The 15,901-nt window shown below is 62.3% G+C and carries 15 protein-coding genes; 10 read left to right on the forward strand and 5 right to left on the reverse strand.

Going from position 1 to position 15,901, the window contains the following annotated elements:
* Window positions 1–180 precede the first annotated feature (180 nt).
* Together rpsT and AC5RWO_RS19870 are read right to left on the reverse strand one after the other, a co-directional pair.
* Window positions 181–441, reverse strand: coding sequence for a 30S ribosomal protein S20 (rpsT, locus tag AC5RWO_RS19865; protein ID WP_139003478.1), 261 nt, complete (start codon window positions 439–441; stop codon window positions 181–183).
* Between the two features lie 187 nt (window positions 442–628).
* Complete coding sequence (locus AC5RWO_RS19870; RefSeq protein ID WP_498733442.1) at window positions 629–1,030, reverse strand: type II toxin-antitoxin system PemK/MazF family toxin; 402 nt, start codon at window positions 1,028–1,030, stop codon at window positions 629–631.
* A 292-nt stretch (window positions 1,031–1,322) separates the two neighbouring features.
* Between AC5RWO_RS19870 and lepA the strand changes: the two genes are divergently transcribed.
* Both lepA and hemW read left to right on the forward strand, forming a co-directional pair.
* Complete coding sequence (gene lepA / locus AC5RWO_RS19875; RefSeq protein ID WP_498733444.1) at window positions 1,323–3,176, forward strand: translation elongation factor 4; 1,854 nt, start codon at window positions 1,323–1,325, stop codon at window positions 3,174–3,176.
* Window positions 3,177–3,217: 41 nt separating this feature from the next.
* Complete coding sequence (gene hemW, locus AC5RWO_RS19880) at window positions 3,218–4,447, forward strand: radical SAM family heme chaperone HemW (RefSeq protein ID WP_498733446.1); 1,230 nt, start codon at window positions 3,218–3,220, stop codon at window positions 4,445–4,447.
* A 44-nt stretch (window positions 4,448–4,491) separates the two neighbouring features.
* Here hemW and AC5RWO_RS19885 read toward each other — a convergent pair whose 3' ends face one another.
* Entirely contained in the window at window positions 4,492–4,914 is a 423-nt protein-coding gene (locus AC5RWO_RS19885; RefSeq protein ID WP_074702298.1) for a DUF4870 domain-containing protein, read from the reverse strand.
* Window positions 4,915–5,051: 137 nt separating this feature from the next.
* Entirely contained in the window at window positions 5,052–5,894 is an 843-nt protein-coding gene (locus AC5RWO_RS19890; protein ID WP_498733448.1) for a DUF3097 domain-containing protein, read from the reverse strand.
* A 181-nt stretch (window positions 5,895–6,075) separates the two neighbouring features.
* Here AC5RWO_RS19890 and hrcA point away from each other — a divergent pair, with 181 nt between their 5' ends.
* From hrcA to AC5RWO_RS19905, 3 genes are all read left to right on the forward strand, one after another.
* On the forward strand, window positions 6,076–7,089 hold the full coding sequence (gene hrcA, locus AC5RWO_RS19895; RefSeq protein ID WP_498733450.1) for a heat-inducible transcriptional repressor HrcA: 1,014 nt from the start codon (window positions 6,076–6,078) through the stop codon (window positions 7,087–7,089).
* A 79-nt stretch (window positions 7,090–7,168) separates the two neighbouring features.
* Complete coding sequence (dnaJ, locus tag AC5RWO_RS19900; protein ID WP_498733452.1) at window positions 7,169–8,296, forward strand: molecular chaperone DnaJ; 1,128 nt, start codon at window positions 7,169–7,171, stop codon at window positions 8,294–8,296.
* Between the two features lie 2 nt (window positions 8,297–8,298).
* A complete protein-coding gene (locus AC5RWO_RS19905; RefSeq protein ID WP_498733454.1) occupies window positions 8,299–9,069 on the forward strand; it encodes a 16S rRNA (uracil(1498)-N(3))-methyltransferase in 771 nt (256 codons plus the stop codon).
* 16 nt (window positions 9,070–9,085) lie between these two features.
* Here the strand turns inward: AC5RWO_RS19905 and AC5RWO_RS19910 are convergent, their stop codons facing one another.
* On the reverse strand, window positions 9,086–9,952 hold the full coding sequence (locus AC5RWO_RS19910; protein ID WP_498733456.1) for a Gmad2 immunoglobulin-like domain-containing protein: 867 nt from the start codon (window positions 9,950–9,952) through the stop codon (window positions 9,086–9,088).
* A gap of 390 nt (window positions 9,953–10,342) precedes the next feature.
* Here AC5RWO_RS19910 and AC5RWO_RS19915 point away from each other — a divergent pair, with 390 nt between their 5' ends.
* The 5 genes from AC5RWO_RS19915 (at window position 10,343) to AC5RWO_RS19935 (ending at window position 15,825) form a co-directional block, all read left to right on the forward strand.
* The gene (locus tag AC5RWO_RS19915; protein ID WP_139003488.1) at window positions 10,343–11,380 is read left to right on the forward strand and encodes a PhoH family protein; all 1,038 of its coding nucleotides are present in this window, start codon (window positions 10,343–10,345) and stop codon (window positions 11,378–11,380) included.
* Window positions 11,381–11,383: 3 nt separating this feature from the next.
* Entirely contained in the window at window positions 11,384–11,857 is a 474-nt protein-coding gene (ybeY, locus tag AC5RWO_RS19920) for an rRNA maturation RNase YbeY (protein ID WP_498733458.1), read from the forward strand.
* Window positions 11,858–11,877: 20 nt separating this feature from the next.
* On the forward strand, window positions 11,878–13,197 hold the full coding sequence (locus AC5RWO_RS19925) for a hemolysin family protein (RefSeq protein WP_498733573.1): 1,320 nt from the start codon (window positions 11,878–11,880) through the stop codon (window positions 13,195–13,197).
* Entirely contained in the window at window positions 13,194–14,162 is a 969-nt protein-coding gene (gene era / locus AC5RWO_RS19930; RefSeq protein ID WP_498733460.1) for a GTPase Era, read from the forward strand. Before AC5RWO_RS19925 ends, era begins: the two co-directional genes overlap by 4 nt.
* A gap of 214 nt (window positions 14,163–14,376) precedes the next feature.
* On the forward strand, window positions 14,377–15,825 hold the full coding sequence (locus AC5RWO_RS19935; protein ID WP_498733462.1) for an LCP family protein: 1,449 nt from the start codon (window positions 14,377–14,379) through the stop codon (window positions 15,823–15,825).
* Window positions 15,826–15,901: the final 76 nt, after the last annotated feature.

The following is a 15,901-nucleotide window of genomic DNA, read 5'->3' on the forward strand; positions in this document are numbered from 1 at the left end:
CCCTAGTCGCCGAAGAAGGACTCTGGATCCGCTCCGGATGGGCAGGCAGGCCATGAAACACGCCCGGGTCATACACACTTTTTTGCCTATAAGCCATCGTTAACGCTGAAGGCCCCCGCCGAATCGGCGGGGGCCTTCATGGCATCGGCGGTTAATGCCGGTGAGCTTTGGAGCTGCTTCCTAGAGGGCGTTGACCTTCTTGGAAATAGCGGACTTGCGGTTAGCAGCGTTGTTCTTGTGAATAACGCCCTTGCTGACAGCCTTGTCCAGCTTGCGGCTGGCCGTAGCCAGAGCAGCGGTTGCACCGTCCTTGTCGGAGGACTCAACGGCGCTGCCGACTGCGCGGATAGCAGTCTTCAGCTCGGACCGGACAGCGATATTGCGCTGGCGGGCCTTCTCGTTGGTCAGGATGCGCTTCTTCTGGGACTTGATATTAGCCACGTATAAACTCTCTTTGTTGCGGACTGGTCGGTGAGGGCAGTCAGACCGGCCATTGACTGAGCGGCGTGGGGATACCGTAATGGCAGCCGGCCTGAGGTGCCCGTCGACCTGCGCGGACACACAGCTATAAATGTTAGCAGAAAAGCGCCCGGGGCTGCGTCCGCGGGGGGAGGCGGCGCGCCAAACACTAATTCCAGCCGCGCGTCTGTCTCAGCGCTGCCGCCACCTGGGAAAACTCACGTTCGCCCAAGACGGCTCCCTCGCGCCGGATATCCCGCGGGTCCAACTGCAGTACACGGTCGAGCTTCACCTCGCTGGGCCGTCCGCGGGAGTCCCAGGATCCATACCCTATGTCTACATAGTCCTCATGGCTGCTTGTTCCGTTGTTCCGGTCCTTGCTGGTCATCATCAATGCCAGCAGCCATTGGCCGTTACGACCTATCAGCAGCACCGGCCGGTCTTTGCCCTTGCTGTGGTCCTCTTCGTAAGGAACCCAGGTCCAGACGATTTCCCCAGGATCCGGTTCGCCGTCTGGACTGGGGGAGTAGGTCACGGAAGCCCTGCCGCGGAAGTCGCCGGGGTAAGGCACGCTCAGTCCTCCCCGGCCGCGTTCCGTTGCGCGGCCCGGCCGGCTGTAAGGCGCCCGCCCTCGGCCTGCAGCCGGGGGCTGGGATGTTGACGTGCGGTTGACCGCCCGGAAGACTTTTGCGGCACCGCGGAGCAGCCGGCTAATAGTGTTCACGTTGAAAGCCATGCACCAAAACTACCCGCCGAATCCGTACTTGCCGGGAAGAAACAAGGGGCATCTCATGGGAGACTGTTAACTTGGTATCTATCGAAGAGCCATCATCGAAGCCCCGTTAGAGAGTTAGGAAACCGCTGTGTCACCCATGGCCCGCACCGCACCGGTGCCTGCCGCCACAGATCCGGCGATCATCAGGAACTTCTGCATCATCGCCCATATCGACCACGGGAAGTCCACCCTGGCGGACCGGATGCTGCAGTTAACCGGCGTAGTTGAGCAGCGGGACATGAAGGCCCAGTACCTGGACCGGATGGACATCGAGCGCGAACGCGGTATCACCATCAAGTCCCAGGCCGTCCGTCTGCCGTGGGAACTCGACGGCAAGACCTACGCGCTGAACATGATTGACACACCTGGCCACGTGGACTTCACCTATGAGGTGTCCCGGTCCCTGGCTGCCTGCGAGGGCGCTGTTCTGCTCGTCGACGCGGCGCAGGGCATTGAAGCCCAGACGCTGGCGAACCTGTATCTGGCGATGGAGAACGACCTGACCATCATCCCGGTGCTGAACAAGATCGACCTGCCCGCGGCGCAGCCCGAGAAGTATGCAGCGGAGCTTGCCAACCTGATCGGTGGCGATCCCGAGGATGTGCTGAAGGTCTCCGGTAAAACCGGCATGGGAGTAGAGGCCCTGCTGGACAAAATTGTCCGCGACCTCCCCGCCCCGGTCGGCAATGCCGATGCCCCCGCCCGTGCCATGATCTTCGATTCGGTCTATGACACCTACCGCGGCGTCGTGACCTACGTCCGGGTGGTCGACGGTGAACTCAAGCCCCGCGAACGCATCCAGATGATGTCCACCAGGGCCAGCCACGAGCTGCTGGAAATCGGTGTCAGCTCTCCTGAGCCGGTACCGTCCAAGGGCTTGGGCGTTGGCGAAGTCGGCTACCTGATCACCGGCGTGAAGGACGTGCGCCAGTCCAAGGTCGGCGACACGGTCACCACCCTGAACAACCCTGCCCCGGAGTCCCTCGGCGGTTACGCGGATCCGAAACCGATGGTCTTCTCCGGTCTCTACCCGATCGACGGAGCAGATTATCCCGTGCTCCGCGACGCACTGGACAAGCTCAAGCTCAACGACGCCGCGCTGATTTACGAACCGGAAACCTCAGCCGCTCTCGGCTTCGGCTTCCGCGTGGGCTTCCTCGGCCTGCTCCACCTGGAAATCACGCGTGAACGCCTGGAGCGCGACTTCAATCTGGACCTGATTTCCACCGCGCCCAACGTGGTTTATGAGGTGACCCTCGAAGACAAGAAGGTCATTACGGTCACCAACCCCAGCGAATATCCGGACGGTAAAGTCTCCGAAGTCCGGGAGCCGATGGTTTCGGCTACCATCCTGGCTCCCAATGAGTTTGTGGGCGCCATCATGGAGCTCTGCCAGGGCCGCCGCGGCGACATGAAGGGCATGGACTACCTGTCGGAAGACCGGGTGGAGCTTCGCTACCGGCTGCCGTTGGCCGAAATCGTCTTCGATTTCTTCGACCTGCTCAAGTCCAAGACCCGCGGCTACGCCTCCCTCGACTGGAAGGCCGACGGCGACCAGGTCGCGGACCTGGTCAAGGTGGACATCCTGCTGCAGGGCGAACAGGTGGACGCGTTCAGCGCCATCACCCACAAGGACAAGGCCTACAGCTACGGCGTGATGATGACGGGCAAACTGCGCGAGCTCATCCCTCGCCAGCAGTTCGAGGTGCCCATCCAGGCAGCCATCGGCTCGCGCATCATCGCCCGCGAGAATATCCGCGCCATCCGCAAGGACGTGCTGGCCAAGTGCTACGGCGGCGACATCAGCCGTAAGCGCAAGCTGCTGGAGAAGCAGAAGGAAGGCAAGAAGCGCATGAAAATGGTCGGCCGGGTGGAAGTTCCACAGGAAGCCTTCATCGCAGCGCTGTCGTCCGACGAATCGAAAGACAAGAGCAAGAAGTAAAACCGAAGTGACTAAAATGACGACGACGACGGCGGTCACCTGTGCCTAGCATCCTGCCGCTGGGAGACCCGGCACCGGCCGATGGCTTGCTGCCGCCGCAGGCCGCTGCCGGCGCCCAGGACCGGGACTTCTGTCTCTACGTCCACATTCCGTTCTGCTCGGTGCGTTGCGGTTACTGCGACTTCAATACCTACACGGCCAAGGAGCTCGGGTCGGGTGCGTCGCAGGACGAATACGCCGGTACGCTCAACGCCGAACTCAATTTGGCGGCCATGGTGTTGCCAGCATCCGGGCTGCCCCGGCGCCCACTGTCGACGGTCTTTTTCGGCGGCGGTACTCCCACCTTGTTGCCGGCGTCGGATCTGGCGGCCATTCTGGCCCGTGCCACCGAACTATGGGGTCTGGCACCGGGGGCCGAAGTCACTACGGAGGCCAATCCGGACTCCGTCACGCCCGAATCGCTGCAGACGCTTGCGGCGGCCGGGTTTACCCGTGTTTCCTTCGGGATGCAGTCGGCAGTGCCCCACGTACTCAAGGTGCTTGACCGTACCCATGATCCGGAACGCGTTCCGCAGGCGGTGCGCTGGGCACGCGAGGCCGGGCTGCACGTCAGCCTGGACTTGATCTACGGCACTCCGGGGGAGTCGGTTGCGGACTGGGAAGCCAGCTTGGATGCCGCCATCGACTGCGAACCGGATCATATTTCGGCCTATGCGCTGATCGTGGAGGAGGGCACCAAGCTCGCTGCCCAGATCCGCCGCGGCGAAGTACCGGGAATTGACGACGACGACCACGCCACCAAGTATGAACTCGCCGAGGCGCGGCTGGCTGCCGCCGGCTTTGGCTGGTACGAGGTCAGCAACTGGGCCCGCACCGAAGCCGACCGTTGCCGTCACAATCTTTCTTACTGGCGTGGTGATGACTGGTGGGGTGCAGGCCCCGGGGCCCACTCCCACATGGGCGGCGTCCGCTGGTGGAACGTGAAGCATCCGGCCGCCTACGGCCAACGTCTGTCAACGGGAGTCTCTCCGGCGGCGGGTCGGGAAACCCTTGACGCCTCGACCCGCAAACTGGAACATGTGATGCTTCAGACCCGCATCATCGACGGTTTGCGGACACAGGAATTGGGCCCGCAGGGACGGAAAGCGGTAGCCGGTCTGATCGCAGACGGGCTAGTGGACGGACCGGCGGCTTTCGCCGGCACCGTCCGGCTCACCTTGCAGGGCAGGCTTCTTGCCGACGCCGTGGTCCGCCGCCTGCTGGAAGACTGACAGGCACACAGTGGATTAGCCCTTTCCGGGCGCCGACTGCCTGCCTAGTGGAGCAGGCGCAGATTCAACGAGTAGCGGTAGGGGCGGCCGCGGTTGACTGCGATGCCTGCCATCACGGAGAACACCGTGAGGAAGACCCAGATTGCGGCTGCAATGACGGCAAAGAAGCCGCTGATCACAGGCACCAGAATCAGGATGTTGGCAATAACAGCAACGATCGTTGGCGGAAGTGTGAAGTTCAGGGCTTCCTTCGACTCTTGGGCCGTGAAGGGGCCGCGGTCCTTGAAGATCAGGTAGATCACCAGCGAAGGAAAGCAGCCTAGGATGCCGCCGAAATGAGCCAGAGTGGCCCACTGACGGTCTTCGGACGGCGTCAGCGGCAGGGCTGAGGAAGAGGCGCTTTCATACTGCGTCCGGGGAGCCGGTTGACGATCCGGTTGCTTCTTGCGCGCGGGGTTGTCTGACACAGGACCTACCTCAGGAGAATTCGTTTTCGTTCTAATGGCTATTTACCTACGAAACTAAGATTAGCCGCAATGACCGGTAAACACCGGACTGGGGTCAATCTTCCGGCGCAGAATGGGGTTGCCGCCATGCGCATTCCTCAGGCGGTGAGGAAATCGATGACTTCTTCAACGCGTCCCAGCAGGGACGGTTCCAGGTCCGCGTAGGAGTTGACGCTGCCAAGCAAGCGCTTCCACCCGTCCGCGATGTCGATCTGGGTTTTGTTGGGCCACCCGAGGCCGGCGAGGATTCCGGTTTTCCAATCGGTTCCGCGCGGAACCACCGGCCATTTTTCCAGCCCGATGACGGCCGGCTTAATGGCCTGCCAGACATCCACATACGGGTGGCCGACAATCAGCACGTTGTTGCGTGCCGATGGAACTGCCATGGCGGCCTGGGCAATACGCCACTCCTTGGTGTCGGGCAGCAGGTGGTCTACCAGAATGCCCAGTTTTCGCTGCGGCCCCGGACTGAACGCCGTAACCGCCGAAGCCAGGTCATCGACGCCGTGGAGCGGCTCGACGACTATGCCTTCGACCCGAAGATCGTGGCCCCACACCTTCTCGACGAGTTCGGCATCGTGCTTGCCTTCGACCCAGATCCGGCTGGCCTTGGCCACCTGCGCGCGCAGTCCTTCTACTCTGACTGATCCTGAGGCCGTCCGCTGCGGACGTGCGACGGCGGCAGCGGCCATGGCAGGAACTACCTCCACGGGTTCACCTTCCAGCAGAAAGCCGAAGCCCAGGGGGAAGGAACGTTTCTTTCCCCGCCGGTCCTCCAGCGACACCAAGTGGACCCCGCCGGACTTCTCCACGCGCACCACCGCACCTACCCAGCCGCTTTCGACGTCCTCCAGTACCAGTCCGGGTTCGGCCCCGACCTTGCGAAGCTGACGCGACTTCGGAGCGGATAGATCCTGTGGTCCCCAGCCGTAGCTGCTCATCGGTTGTAGTCCTTCGGTCACGCAGCTATCGGGTAGCTGCTGGCGATCAGCGGAGCCGCCGATAGGTGCATGGCAGCCTGACAATGCTAACAACGTGCCAAAGGTATTAGACTTAGCACTTGGACGTGTTGAGTGCTAACCGGCATGTCTACTGCAGCCGTACGAAATCAGGAGGTGCCCAGTGAGCGAAGGCCGTCGGCTCGAGGTGCTGCGCGCTATCGTGGAAGACTACGTGCATTCGCGCGAACCCGTGGGGTCCAAAGCACTGGTTGACCGCCACCATTTAGGTGTTTCCTCGGCAACAATCCGCAACGACATGGCTGCTCTGGAAGAAGAAGGCCTGATTGTCGCTCCGCACACTAGCGCTGGCCGCATTCCAACGGACAAGGGCTACCGGCTCTTCGTCGACCGGATTTCGGATGTGAAACCGCTCTCCTCCGCAGAACGCCGTGCCATCCAAGCCCTACTCGAGAGCGCGGGCGACCTGGATGATGTCATGGATCGCACCGTGAGGTTGTTATCCCAGCTGACCAATCAGGTAGCCGTGATCCAGTATCCGCGGCTGGGGCGTGCTTGCACCAGGCACATCGAGTTTGTCCTGCTCGCACCGCAACAGGTCCTCGTTGTCTTGATTGCCGACAACGGGAAAGTTGAGCAGAGGGTCATTTCCCTGCCTGATCCCGTCACCGATGAAGAATTATCCGATCTCCGATCGGCCTATCTCTCCGAATTGGCCGGGCACCCCCTCGATTCGGTGGGCGGGCTGCTGCGGAACGGGTTGAAAGACGTCAGACCCGGCACGGAGGCTATCGTGCCACCGCTTTCAGCGGCCTTGGAAAATCTTGCTGCAGCCACACAAGAGGAACGTATCCTCATGGCCGGCACGGCCAACTTGGCCCGTTCCCCCATGGATTTCCCGTTGAGTATCGGACCCATCCTCGAGGCGCTCGAGGAACAGGTGGTCCTGCTTCGCCTGCTGTCGGAGATGCAGCAGGACGCCCGCGGGATTTCCGTACGCATTGGACATGAGAACCCGTACGGTTCGTTGGTGGAAACATCCGTGGTCGCAACAGGCTATGGTCCGGGTTCTTCAGCCAAGCTGGGCATCCTCGGTCCAACCCGGATGGATTATCCAACTACTATGGCCGCCGTGCGCGCCGTAGCCCGTTATTTGTCACGCATCCTTGCCGGATAGGCAGCCGGCCAACAAGCAGCAACATGGGCAGCGGGAGCCGCTGTCCGCAACCGATTCCCAGGAAGAGAAGTAATACAAGGTGAGCAACCACTACGACGTACTCGGTGTCAGCCGCGATGCCACTGCTGAGGAAATCAAGAAGGCCTATCGGAAACTGGCTCGCAAGCTCCACCCTGATGTGAACACCGGGCCGGAGGCTGCGGAACAGTTCAAGCAGGTCAGCCATGCGTACGAGGTGCTGTCGGACCCGCAGAAGCGGCGGGTATATGACACCACAGGCAATGAGAACGGCACGGACAGCGGCTTCGGCGGCGGCTATTCGGGTGCTGGGTTCGCCTTCCAGGATATTTTCGAAACCTTCTTCGGTGGGCAGGGCACTGCCGGACCGCCTTCGCGCACGCGCCGCGGACAGGACGCACTGATCAATGTCCGCATCGATCTCAAAGATGCCGTGTTCGGCGTCAACAAGAAGATCGAAGTGGACACCGCCGTCGTTTGCCCCACGTGCGACGGCAGCTGCTGCCGTCCCGGCACGAGCCCGCGGACCTGCGACATCTGCGGCGGTTCGGGCCAGGTACAGCGTGCCGTCCGCTCCATCTTGGGGCAGGTCATGACCGCCGCTCCCTGCGGAAGCTGCCAAGGCTTCGGCACGATCATTCCCGACCCGTGCAACGAATGTAATGGGGAGGGGCGCATCCGCAGCCGCCGCTCGCTGACCATCAAAATTCCGGCAGGTGTCGGAACGGGCACCCGGATCCAGCTGGCCGGGCAGGGTGAATCAGGTACGGCAGGCGGCCCCCAGGGCGACCTCTACGTCGAGATCCGTGTTGCCCCGGATAAGAATTTCATCCGTGAGGGCGACGACCTCCATGTGACGATGGCGGTACCCATGACGGCTGCGGCCCTCGGTACGGATGTGGACATGGACACGTTCGACGGGACGCAGTCGCTGAACATCAAGCCTGGTACCCAGGCGGGCGAGGTCATCACCCTCAAGGGGCTTGGGGTGACGCATCTGCGGGGCTACGGCCGCGGCGATCTGAAGGTCCATGTGCACGTGGAAACGCCCACCCGACTCGATTCCGAGCAAGAGGAACTGCTGCGCCAGCTGGCGGCGTCGCGCGACGAGCAGTTCACCGAGGGCAAGCTTGCGGGCAGCGGCAGCGGCGTTTTTGCCCGGCTGCGGGACAAGCTCGGCAATCTCTAACAGTGACCAATCCCGTTTTCTTCACCGAACCTGGAGCACTGGCGGAGGTGGCATCCGGTGAGGAATTCGTCCTGACCGGTGCCGAGGCCAGGCATGCTGTCGCGGTTAAGCGTCTGAGCCCCGGCGAGAGCGTGGACGTCGTGGACGGACGGGGCATGCGGCTTTCCGGAACGGTCGTCTCGACGGGTACGGAGAGCCTGACCGTCTCCGTCGAGACAGTTGCCCCGGAACCCGCGGCACCCTTCCGGCTTACGCTCGTCCAGGCGTTGGCCAAGGGCGACCGTGATGAACTTGCGATCGAAGCTGCCACGGAATTGGGTGTGGACGAGGTAGTTCCCTGGCAGGCCGAACGGAGTATTGTCCGCTGGCGCGACGCCAAGGCTGCCAAGGGGATGGCGAAGTGGGAATCGACTGTCCGGTCCGCCGCGAAGCAAGCGCGCCGCGCCACAGTTCCTGACGTCGCGCCGCTGGTTGATTTGAAATCGCTCTGTGGACGTATCGGCGAGAGCAGGTTGGCGCTGATCCTCCACGAGGACGCGCGGCTGTCGCTGGCAGAAGCGGTCCAGAGAAGCGGATTGGAATCGGAAGCAGACCTGGAGCAGAGCATTCTCATGATCGTCGGGCCCGAGGGCGGCATGAGTCCCCGCGAGGTCGAGCAGATGCGTCAGGCGGGGGCGGTGCTGGTGATCCTGGCCCCGCATGTGCTCAGGTCCTCAACTGCCGGGCCGGCCGCCGTCGCGCTGCTCAGCGAGCGGCTGGGCCGCTGGAACTGAACGCCGTCTGGCCCGCTTACCTGACCGTGAAAACCTTGCTGTCAGCATTCTGAGGCTCCTCGGTACGGCCGCTCGTGTCCTCGTGGAAGACCGTAACCCGGTATGTGCCAGGATCGAGCTCCTGGCTGAACCGGAACTCACCGGTTTCACCCGCAGCTGAGTCAACCTGCACCGTACCCTCTTCGAGGATGGTTCCTTCACCGGTGTCTTCCGCCGACTCCAGCCGCGAAATGCGCCAGGACAATTGGGATTCAAAGGCTACACCGCGCCCGTAGACCTCCACCCGTCCTTCAGCGGAAGCTCCATGCTGTGGATCAATGATCCAGATCGGTGCACTGAGATTGGCGTCGCGGGACATCGGCTCGCCGAGCTCCACATGACCGAATGCCTTGTAGCCGGAATGCCCGTCAACCAGGATCACGACGTCGAGCGGGTTTTCCGCGGTACTCAAACCGGCATTGGCAGCTGCCGCGGTGGCGGTGTAGACCAACTGCTGCACTGCACGTTCCGCAATCCCGGCATCCACATCGGCCTTAAAAGCGTCGGAGGAGATGTCCAGCGTAATGACGGATCCGTTGGTGATGGAGGCTCCGACTTTTGACGCAGGCTGCCAAGGATTGAAGTAGTCCGGGTCCAGCGGCTGCAGCTTGGTGACCGCGCTGATTGCACTAGTGATCGGATCACCAAGATCCTCCGCTTCGCGGAACTCGCGGTAGAGGAACACGGTGTCGGCATTAGTGCCCAGCCAGTAGACCGGGGACAAAGCAGTACTTTGCAATGTTTCCACCGGAGCACTGGTCACCAGGGGACTGCTCTGGATGCTCGGCTGGCCGCTGCCCGCCGGCATGGAAGTTTGGCCGTTCGGACCGTTACCGGAAGGCATGCAACCAATCATGACCATGGAGCCAAGGGTCAACACTGCCAGCCACGCGCGGAATCGGCGCGGGGCTGTATGGTGCGGCCGGTGGTGTTGCTCTCTGGAAATGACCGGATTCCTCCTCAACTCATGGCGGCGTCCTGTACGCGAACGGAAGTCTGATGGCGGCACCTTCTGGTACCTGAAAAACCAGCTTGGCATACTGCCGGCGTCCAGACGCGCGGTTGGGCCGTCTCTCAACCGGACTGATGCACGATTGAGACAGGATCGATATCTACCGGTCATGCATGGATTTCGGGAACGACATCCGGCCGTTGCCGTAGCATTGAGATGTACAGCAATCCCACACAACAGTCGTACTAGCTAAGGGGAGATGGAAGGCCTGCCGGCCGCTTTATGTCGGAAACACGTCTGGATGTGGATCCGCTCGGATCCAGTAACCGTTCCATCCACTTTGAATCGTCGGAACATATGGTCAAGGCACTCGGAGCCCAGGATGAGGTGCTCCGGCTCATAGAATCCGAGTTCAGCGACGTGAATCTGCATGTACGCGGCAACGAACTCTCCATCTCCGGCCCGCCTGCTGCCGTCGACCGCACGGAGCGCCTGCTGGAGGAAATCCGCACCCTGGCTGCCAATGACACGCGTGTGTCGCCGCAGGTAGTTGCACAGTTGCTGCGCATGCTCAGCGAGCAATCAGTTGCCAGGCCGGCCGAAGTGCTGACGCTGAACATTCTTTCTTCGCGCGGACGGACCATCCGCCCGAAGACGCTGAATCAGAAGAACTACGTGGACGCCATCGACAACAACACCGTTGTCTTCGGCATCGGCCCGGCGGGAACGGGCAAGACATATCTGGCCATGGCCAAAGCCGTCCAGGCCCTGCAGCACAAGGAAGTCAACCGGATCATCCTGACGCGTCCGGCCGTTGAAGCGGGGGAGCGGCTCGGCTTCCTGCCCGGCACGCTCAGTGACAAGATCGACCCCTACCTGCGTCCGCTCTATGACGCACTGCACGACATGATGGATCCGGATTCCATTCCACGGTTGATGGCAGCGGGCACCATTGAGGTCGCCCCTTTGGCATATATGCGCGGCCGGACCCTCAACGATGCGTTCATCATTCTGGATGAAGCGCAGAACACCACCCCGGAACAGATGAAGATGTTCCTGACCCGGCTGGGCTTCGGCTCGAAAATGGTAGTGACGGGCGACGTCACGCAGATCGACCTTCCGGGCGGCACGAGCTCCGGACTCAAGATCGTCAGTGAGATCCTGCAGGGTGTGGATGACGTCAATTTCTCCATGCTGGAGGCTTCGGACGTGGTCCGGCACCGGCTGGTCAGCGACATCGTCACCGCGTACGGCCGTTGGGACGACGAACGCCGGAAGCCCTCTACAGCCCGGCGGCGGCGGACGGAACAGGAGAGCTAGCACGTGGCCATCGAAGTCAACAACGAGACAGAGTACGACGCCGACGAAGCCGGCCTGGCCCGCCTCGGCCGCTATGTGCTCGAAAGCCTCTATGTGCACCCGGAAGCCGAACTCTCCATCATCCTGGTCGACACGGACGCCATGGAACGGCTCCACATTGAGTGGATGGACGAACCGGGGCCCACGGATGTGCTCTCCTTTCCCATGGACGAACTACGGCCGGGCACAGCGGCGCAGCCCAGTCCCGCCGGGGTCCTTGGCGACATTGTCATCTGCCCGCAAGTCGCGGATGAGCAGGCCAAAAAGGCTGGCCACAGCATTGGCGACGAGATGCTGCTGCTGGCCACGCACGGCCTTCTGCACCTGCTCGGCTACGACCACGCCGAGCCGGAAGAGGAGCAGGAAATGTTCTCCCTCCAACGCCAACTGCTCGCTGCGTTCCTGGGCAAGGAAGCGCCCACGGAGACCACGCGTTGATCATTGGGTCCCTGGCCGGCATGGCGCTGGCCTTCACGCTCTTCGCGGCAGTACTTACCGCCGCTGAGGCAGCGTTTACCTACCTACCGCGGCAGGAAGCCGAACAGCTTCTGGCCAGCGGGCGCGTACGTACGTTGGCGATGGTGCTCCAAGCGCCGGTAGCCCACATGCACGCCCTGCGGTTCTGGCGTGTCTGGTTTGAAATGGCGGGCGCCGTTGCGGTCGCCCTGCTTTTCCATGACCTGCTGGATAACATCTGGCTGGCGGGACTGCTCGCCACGGTGACCATGGCGGCGGTGGGCTTCGTGCTGGTTGGCGTTTCGCCACGCCAGTTCGGCCGCATCCACGCTCCCGCCGTGGTTAAGGCAACGGCTCCCGCCATACGCTTCCTGTGCGGAATTCTCGGCCCGGTACCCGGCTGGCTCGTGCGCCTGGGCAGCGCAATCGCGCCGAATGCCCCGCGGGCAGATGCCGCTTTCTTCTCTGAGGAGGAGTTCCGCGACCTTGTGGACCGTGCCAGCGAGGCGGAAATGATCGAAGACGCGGAAGCGGAACTCATCCACTCGGTCTTCGAGCTGGGCGATACCAAGGTGCGCGCCGTGATGGTGCCGCGCACCGACATGCTCACTATCGATTCCGGCTCGACCCTGCAGCAGGCGATGTCCCTGTTCCTGCGTTCGGGTTATTCACGCATCCCGGTCATCGGCGAGAATGCGGATCAAGTGCGCGGTATCCTCTATTTGAAGGATGTAGCCGCGCGGCTCCATTCGAGGCCCGGAACGGCGACGACGACCATGGTTGATGAGGCTTCCCGTGATGTACGGTATGTGCCGGAGTCCAAAGCGGTCAGCGACCTGCTCAAGGAGCTGCAGCGTGAGTCTACCCATGTGGCTATCGTCATCGACGAATACGGGGGCACTGCAGGTCTGGTCACTTTGGAAGACTTGATTGAGGAAATCGTTGGCGAAATTGTCGACGAGTATGATTCCGAGAGTCCCGAAATCGAGCCGCAGCCGGACGGACGATACTTGATCAGCGCACGCACCAGCATTGACGACGTCGGCGAACTCTTCGATCTGGATCTGGACGACGAGGAAGTCGACACGGTCGGCGGATTGCTGGCCAAAACCCTGGGACGGGTCCCCATCGTCGGCAGCCAGGTGGAGATCGATGGTCTCCACCTGTATGCCGAAAGGCTTGAGGGCAGGCGGAACCGCGTCTCGCATGTCCTTGTATGGTTCCAGCCGCCCACAGACCAAGAGAATTCAGTGGCTGCCGACAACGGCGCCGCTGCCGCCAGCCAGGCACCCGCAGGTGCGGAATCGGAGACAGAACGATGAGTCCAAACAAAGGCAAAGTTGTTGCCATGGCAACCGAAGGCTGGCCGGAGAACTACCGTGCCGGGTTTGTCTCGCTCGTGGGGCGGCCGAACGCCGGCAAGTCGACACTGACCAACGCGTTGGTGGGGCAGAAGGTGGCCATCACCTCGTCCAAGCCGCAGACCACCCGGCACACTATCCGCGGCATCGTACACCGCGAGGATGCCCAACTGGTGCTGGTGGATACGCCGGGGCTGCACCGGCCGCGGACGCTCCTGGGACAGCGCCTGAACGATCTGGTCGCCGACACGCTCTCTGAGGTAGACGCGATCGGCTTCTGCCTCCCCGCAAACGAGAAAATCGGTCCCGGGGACCGCTTTATCGCCAACCAGCTGGCCGCGTTGGCGAACAAGCCGGTCATCGCGCTGGTCACCAAGACCGATCTGGTGGACCGGGCTGCGCTGGCGGAGCAGCTGCTGGCCGTCACTGCACTGGGCGCCGAGGTCTTTCCGGATGGTTTTGCCGATGTCGTTCCCGTCTCGGCAGCCGACGGCTTCCAGGTCGACACGGTTACCGATGTGTTGATTTCGCGCATGCCGCTGTCTCCGCCGCTGTATCCCAGCGGTGAGTTGACTGATGAGCCGGAGGCGGTGATGGTAGCCGAGCTGATCCGCGAGGCTGCTTTGGAGGGCGTCCGGGACGAGCTGCCGCACTCTTTGGCCGTGGTGGTGGAAGAGATCGTTCCGCGCGAGGGACGCAGTGAGGACAGTCCATTGCTGGACGTCCGGGTCAATCTCTTCGTCGAACGCTCAAGCCAGAAAGCCATTATCATCGGCAAGGGTGGCGCGCGGCTTCGCGATGTCGGCACCAAGGCACGGCGTGGCATCGAGGCACTGCTGGGTACGCGGGTATACCTTGATCTTCATGTGAAAATTGCCAAGGACTGGCAACGGGACCCGAAACAGCTGGTCCGGCTCGGCTTCTAGCAGTCCACGGGAACTTTTCACCGCGTCTGCCCGTAAAATATGTAGCAATCTATTGACTTAACCGTAGTGAGGGGGAACATCCGTGGGTCGTCGCGGCAGTTCCAGTGATGATCCACTGTTCCAAGATAGCGGTGCACCGGGTCAGCCTGTGCGTGGGGGACAAGCCCCCCAGCCCCGGCGCGACACCGCCCGGCATCTGCGCTCCTCCAAGCGCATGGGTTGGCTGAAAATCGTTGCGGTGGTCCTGGCCTGCGCTTTGATCGCAGGAATCGGCGTCGTCGTTGTCAAAGTCATGGGCCTGCGCGCGAGCCTCACCGCCGAGCCGCTTAACCTGGGCACCGGTGCAACCGGCCTGCCGGTGGATCTGAGCACCGACCCGGTCCAGATCCTCATTCTCGGCACCGATTCCCGCGACAATACGGGCGGCGCATACGGCAAGGATCCCTCGTCAGACGGCAAAGGTAACTCCGATGTCATGATGCTGATGAACCTTTCCGCGGACCGGGAGCGGGTGACCGTGGTCAGCCTGCCGCGGGACTTGCTGACCGATATTCCCACCTGCGAGGATCCCCAAACCGGGGAGGTATATCCCGCACAGGAGTTCGCCCAGTTGAACACCGCCTTGAGCTACGGCGGTCCCGGGTGCACGGTCGCGGCCGTCAATGAGCTGACCGGGATGGAAGTCGACCACTTCATGATGGCGGACTTCAATGCGGTCAAGGAGCTCTCCGAAGTCATCGGCGGCGTCGAAGTCTGCGTTAATGAGCCGATTAACGACACCTATTCCAACCTGGTGCTGCCCGCCGGCGTCAGTTCAGTGCAGGGCGAGCAGGCGCTGGCGTTCCTGCGGACGCGCCACGCGTTCGGAGACGGCGGAGACCGCGGCCGCATTCGCGCGCAGCAGAGCTTCCTGGCCTCGATGGCCCGCAAGATCATGTCCGAGGGCACGCTCACGAACGTACCCCGGCTCTACAATATCGCCGATGCGGTGGCAAGGAACCTCACGGTCGACGAAGGCCTGACCGAAATCACCAAGCTGCTGGCTTTGGCCGATCGCCTCAAGAATGTCGACCTGGGCAAGGTAGCCTTTGTCTCGCTGCCCACGTCGCTGTATGAGCCGAATCCGAACCGTCTGGTCATGGACGATGTAGAAGGGCAGAAGCTGTTCGAAATTCTGAGGAACGACCGCGACGTGACCGCTGGTTCCGAGCCTGAACCTCCCGCTTCCCCCACCGAAGCTCCGGAGGAGACGGCCGAGCCTGAACCGGAAGAGACGCTCTCCTTCGACCCATCGGTGCAGCCGGTGCAGGTCGTCAACGGATCCGGTGCCGAAGGCCGCAGCGAGGAGGTCGCTGAACAGCTGCAGTTGCTGGGGTATCTGCTCAGCGCTCCGGCGGAAACCGTGGCTGGGGCCGAGAGCACCAGCCCTGCCACCCAGATCTTCTATTCAGCCGGCTTCGAGGACGTTGCGCGTGCCCTTGCGGAAGAGCTGAACGTGCCCAAGGCCAACGTCCTGTCGTCCGAAACCCGTTACGGCGTCACGGTTTCTGTCGGGAAGGACTTCACCACCGGTGAGAAGCTGGATCCGACCGGGGGAGTGAGCGGTAACTTCACCGGGCAGACCGCAGACCAGGTTACTTGTCAGGGTGCCGGCGGCTTCTAGATCCAGGTGCAAGCCGCTACTGCACCAACGCACGTTAAATGCTGTGGGACCTGCCGGAAAGGCAGGTCCCACAGCA

Source organism: Arthrobacter sp. B055-34, assembly GCF_059090425.1.

What these genes read in the sequence shown, in the direction of transcription:
- AC5RWO_RS19925 (WP_498733573.1), top strand. Translation starts at nt 11,878, where the DNA reads ATGGCGCTGGCCTTCACGCTCTTCGCGGCAGTACTTACCGCCGCTGAG.
- AC5RWO_RS19935 (WP_498733462.1), top strand. Translation starts at nt 14,377, where the DNA reads ATGGGTTGGCTGAAAATCGTTGCGGTGGTCCTGGCCTGCGCTTTGATC.
- AC5RWO_RS19915 (WP_139003488.1), top strand. Translation starts at nt 10,343, where the DNA reads ATGTCGGAAACACGTCTGGATGTGGATCCGCTCGGATCCAGTAACCGT.
- AC5RWO_RS19910 (WP_498733456.1), bottom strand. Translation starts at nt 9,952, where the DNA reads ATGCCTTCCGGTAACGGTCCGAACGGCCAAACTTCCATGCCGGCGGGC.
- AC5RWO_RS19890 (WP_498733448.1), bottom strand. Translation starts at nt 5,894, where the DNA reads ATGAGCAGCTACGGCTGGGGACCACAGGATCTATCCGCTCCGAAGTCG.
- era (WP_498733460.1), top strand. Translation starts at nt 13,194, where the DNA reads ATGAGTCCAAACAAAGGCAAAGTTGTTGCCATGGCAACCGAAGGCTGG.